Annotated in this window: 5 protein-coding genes; 3 read left to right on the top strand and 2 right to left on the bottom strand. The window is 70.3% G+C overall.

Annotated features, from left to right (window positions below; genetic code table 11):
- Positions 1-89: 89 nt before the first annotated feature.
- Together AC2VNT_RS11275 and AC2VNT_RS11270 are read right to left on the bottom strand one after the other, a co-directional pair.
- The gene (locus AC2VNT_RS11275) at positions 90-746 is read right to left on the bottom strand and encodes a PaaI family thioesterase (RefSeq protein ID WP_486946934.1); all 657 of its coding nucleotides are present in this window, start codon (positions 744-746) and stop codon (positions 90-92) included.
- A complete protein-coding gene (locus AC2VNT_RS11270; protein WP_486946935.1) occupies positions 743-2065 on the bottom strand; it encodes an adenylosuccinate synthase in 1323 nt (440 codons plus the stop codon). The genes AC2VNT_RS11275 and AC2VNT_RS11270 overlap by 4 nt, the downstream gene beginning before the upstream one ends.
- A gap of 26 nt (positions 2066-2091) precedes the next feature.
- Between AC2VNT_RS11270 and AC2VNT_RS11265 the strand changes: the two genes are divergently transcribed.
- From AC2VNT_RS11265 to AC2VNT_RS11255, 3 genes are all read left to right on the top strand, one after another.
- Positions 2092-2775 carry a peptidase M50 gene (locus tag AC2VNT_RS11265; RefSeq protein ID WP_486946933.1) on the top strand — a complete coding sequence of 228 codons (684 nt, stop codon included), beginning with the start codon at positions 2092-2094 and terminating at the stop codon, positions 2773-2775.
- 71 nt (positions 2776-2846) lie between these two features.
- Positions 2847-3629, top strand: a complete 783-nt coding sequence (locus AC2VNT_RS11260) for a site-2 protease family protein (protein WP_486946932.1) — start codon at positions 2847-2849, stop codon at positions 3627-3629.
- A gap of 43 nt (positions 3630-3672) precedes the next feature.
- On the top strand, positions 3673-3893 hold a 221-nt coding region (locus tag AC2VNT_RS11255; RefSeq protein WP_486946931.1), incomplete at its 3' end, for a cation efflux transmembrane domain-containing protein.

Here is a 3893-nt window from a genome sequence, read left to right as displayed (position 1 = left end):
CACCGCACCATCGACGAACTGATCGACGAGACCGCTCTAGCGATCGCCACCATCGCCCGCGCGCTGCCTCCGCGCCCGGGTCAGCGCCGTCAGGGCTGACCCGGCAGCAGCCGGACCATCAGCGCATGCGCCTCGGCCAGCACGGTGTCGTCGGCGTCGGTCAGCTCGGCCGAGATGAACGCCTTGCGCCCCTCGGCGTTGTCGACCCGGCCACGCACCTTGAGTGGGGTGTCGATCGGGGTGACCTTGCGGTAGTCGACGTGCAGGAACGCGGTGCGGCTGATCGGCCGGCCGGCGGCGTGCACCACCATCCCGCACATCCAGTCGAAGAGCAGCGGCAGCACCCCGCCGTGCACCGCGGAGTTGCCGCCCACGTGGTAGCGGCTGAACCGGCCCTTCATCGCAACGCCGTCCGGGCCGAAATGCGTTATCCGCCAAGGCGGCAACAGTAGGCTGCCCATACCCGCCATGGTCGGCACCCGACCGGCCGGGCCGACGCCTTCCGGCGCCTGGTACGGGTCGAGCAGCTTGACCAACTCCTCTGCCCGCTCGGCGACCTGATCCCAGGTGTCCTCGTCCGGGTCTACGCAGACTGCCAGGTCTTGCAGTCGGCGCACCGCGGTCAGGAACCGGCCGAAACCCGGTCCCGGCGTGGCAATCTCGTAGTTCGGGAAGCCGCCGTGCTTGGCGTATTCGGGGTCGAGCGCCTCGGGTTTTCCAGGCCGCTCGGGTTTCCCGGCGCTCACCGGGTCCCTCCCCCGCGAGCGGGTGGTGCCCCCCGCAGCACGTCGTGGCAGACGATCGTCTGGTCACGGCCGGGTCCGACGCCGATACACGAAATCCGTGCGCCGGCAAGCTCTTCCAACCGGGACACGTAGTCGCGGGCTTTCGCCGGCAGGTCGTCGAAGCTGCGCGCCGCCGAGATGTCCTCCCACCAGCCGGGCAGCTCCTCATATATCGGTTCGGCGCGGGCGAATTCGGCCTGAGTCATCGGGATCTCGTCGGTGCGCTTCCCGTCGACGGTGTAGCCGACGCAGATCGGCACCGTCTGCAGGCTGGACAGCACGTCGAGCTTGGTCAGGAAGTAGTCGGTGATCCCATTCACCCGGGTGGCGTAGCGGGCGATCACCGCGTCGAACCAACCGCAGCGACGGGCCCGGCCGGTGGTCACCCCGACCTCCCCGCCGGTCTTGGACAGATACTCGCCGCTCTCGTCGAACAGCTCGGTGGGGAACGGACCCGAGCCCACCCGGGTGGTGTAGGCCTTCAGGATGCCCAGCACCGCGGTGATCCGGGTCGGCCCGATGCCGGATCCGACGGCGGCGCCACCGGCGGTGGGGTTCGACGACGTCACGTAGGGGTAGGTGCCGTGGTCGACGTCGAGCAGGGTGCCCTGCGAGCCCTCCAGCAGCACCGTCTCGCCGCGGTCCAGGGCGCCGCCCAGCAGCAGCGCCGTGTCGGCGATCCGGTGAGTGAACTCCGCCGCCTGTCCCAACAACTCGTCGAGCACCTGGGCCGGGTCCAGCGCCTTGCGGTTGTAGATCTTGACCAGCACCTGGTTCTTGAACTCGCACGCGGCCTCGATCTTCTGCGCCAGCGACTCCTCGTCGAGCACGTCGGCCACCCGGATTCCCATCCGGGCGATCTTGTCCTGGTAGCAGGGGCCGATGCCGCGGCCGGTGGTGCCGATCTTCTTGCTGCCCATGTAACGCTCGGTCACCTTGTCGATCGCCACGTGGTACGGCATCAGCAGGTGGGCATCGGCCGAGATCAGCAGCCGGGACGTGTCCACCCCGCGCTCCTCCAGGCCGGCCAGCTCGGTCAGCAGCACCCCGGGGTCGACCACCACGCCGTTGCCGATCACGTTCGTCACCCCGGGGGTGAGCACCCCGGACGGGATCAGATGCAGCGCGAAGTTCTCCCCGCTGGGCAAGACCACGGTGTGGCCGGCGTTGTTCCCGCCCTGGTAACGCACCACCCACTGCACCCGCCCGCCGAGCAGGTCGGTGGCCTTCCCCTTGCCCTCGTCACCCCACTGGGCGCCGATCAGGACGATTACCGGCATGGATTTCTCGCTCACTTCTCTGGCTTATGGTGGTCCAGCCGGTGACTGAGCCTATACCCAAGCGGTTTACGAGGAGCGTTTTGAAGACCGCCGACCCGATCGATGCGGCCGTGCTGTTGTTCGGCGACCGGCGGCTGCCCCGACCGCTGCGCGGGCTGCCCGTCGGGTCGTTCGACGACCCGGGCCGATTCGCCCGGCTGATCGTCGTCGGCGACGACGCCGACCTGGCCGGCGTGCTGACCCGGCTGCTGCGCACCGACCGGCTCGACGTGCAGGTGGGCTACGTGCCGCGGCAACGCACCGCGGCCACCCGCGTCTACCGGCTGCCGTCCGGCCGGCGGGCGGGACGGCGGGCCCGCCGAGGTAGCGCCGAACGGGTGCCGCTGATCCGGGACGACGCCGGCACCGTGCTGGTCGGCCGGGCCGTCTGGCTGCCGGCCGGCGGCGCCGACCTGCTGCACGGCGAGGCGGTGGTGGACGACGCGGTGCTCTTCGACGGCGACGTGACCGGGGTGTACATCGAGCCGACCCGTGCCATGCCCGGCGTGCGGGCGCGTGCCGCGCCCGGCCGTGGCCGCTGGGTGAGCGGGCGCGCCGCCCAGCTCGGCACCACCGGTGCGGCGGTGCTGCGCGACGGCGTGCCGGGCGCTCGGACGGTGAAGCGGTCGACGTTTTACCGGCACACCGAAGGCTGGCTACTAGTCCGGTGACGATGCGGGCCGGCACGGCCCGCAGAGGAGCCGGACCCGCCGCACACTCCGGTGACGGGTAGGTTCGTCGGGTGAACATCCGCGGCCCCGACCAAGGTGTCCGTCCCAGCCCGATCTTCCTGGCGATCGTCGGCGTCACCGCCGTCGGCGGCGTGCTGGCCTGGCTGGCGCGGGATGTCCGGGGGCCACTGGCCTACCTGGGCGTGTTTGTCTTCGTCATCGCCGGCTGGCTGGTGTCGCTGTGTCTGCACGAGTTCGGCCACGCCTTCACCGCGTGGCGGTTCGGCGACCACGGTGTCGAAGCGCGCGGCTACCTGACGCTGAACCCGCTGCACTACAGCCACCCGGGCCTATCGCTGGCCCTGCCGCTGCTGTTCATCGCGCTGGGCGGGATCGGCCTGCCCGGCGGCGCGGTGTACGTGCAGACCTCGTTCATGACGCCGGTTCGGCGCAGCCTGGTCAGCCTGGCCGGCCCCGCCGCCAACCTGGCCCTGGCGGTACTGCTGCTGGGCGCGACCCGCATGTTCATGGACCTCGCGCACCCGGTGTTCTGGTCCGGGGTGGCGTTCCTGGGCTTTTTGCAGGTCACCGCGTTGGTGTTGAACCTGCTGCCGGTGCCGGGCCTGGACGGCTACGGCGCGCTGGAACCGCATCTGAGCCCGGCCACCCGGCGGGCGCTGCAACCGGCGCAGCAGTGGGGCCTGCTGGCGTTGTTCGGCCTGTTGATCTTCTCCCCGGCGCTGAATCGGCGGTTCTTCTCGCTGGTGCTGTGGTTCTTCGACCTGTTCGACGTGCCGCGGACGCTGGTTGTCTGGGGTCTGTCGCTGACCCAGTTCTGGAGCGGCTGGTTCTGATCGAGGCGGCGGGGAGATCGTCGGGCAAATATATTAGCTTCCCATGAGCGCCGGCCACAGCCACGGGCAGCACCCTGACGCCCGGCTATCCCGGATGGTCACCGCCGCGGTGATTCTGACCGGGTTCTTCGTCGTCGAGCTGACCACCGCGCTGGTGACCAAGTCGATCGCGCTGCTCGCCGACGCCGGCCACCTGCTCACCGACCTGGCCGCCCTGTTCATGGGCGTCACCGCGGTGCTGCTGGCCCGTCGCGGCAGTTCGTC

This window comes from Mycobacterium sp. TH-M15, from assembly GCF_057473705.1.
The sequence above is the reverse complement of the archived record's forward strand: the minus strand, read 5'-3'. Positions and strand labels throughout refer to the sequence as shown.

What these genes read in the sequence shown, in the direction of transcription:
- AC2VNT_RS11265 (WP_486946933.1), top strand. Translation starts at nt 2,092, where the DNA reads ATGGTGGTCCAGCCGGTGACTGAGCCTATACCCAAGCGGTTTACGAGG.
- AC2VNT_RS11270 (WP_486946935.1), bottom strand. Translation starts at nt 2,065, where the DNA reads ATGCCGGTAATCGTCCTGATCGGCGCCCAGTGGGGTGACGAGGGCAAG.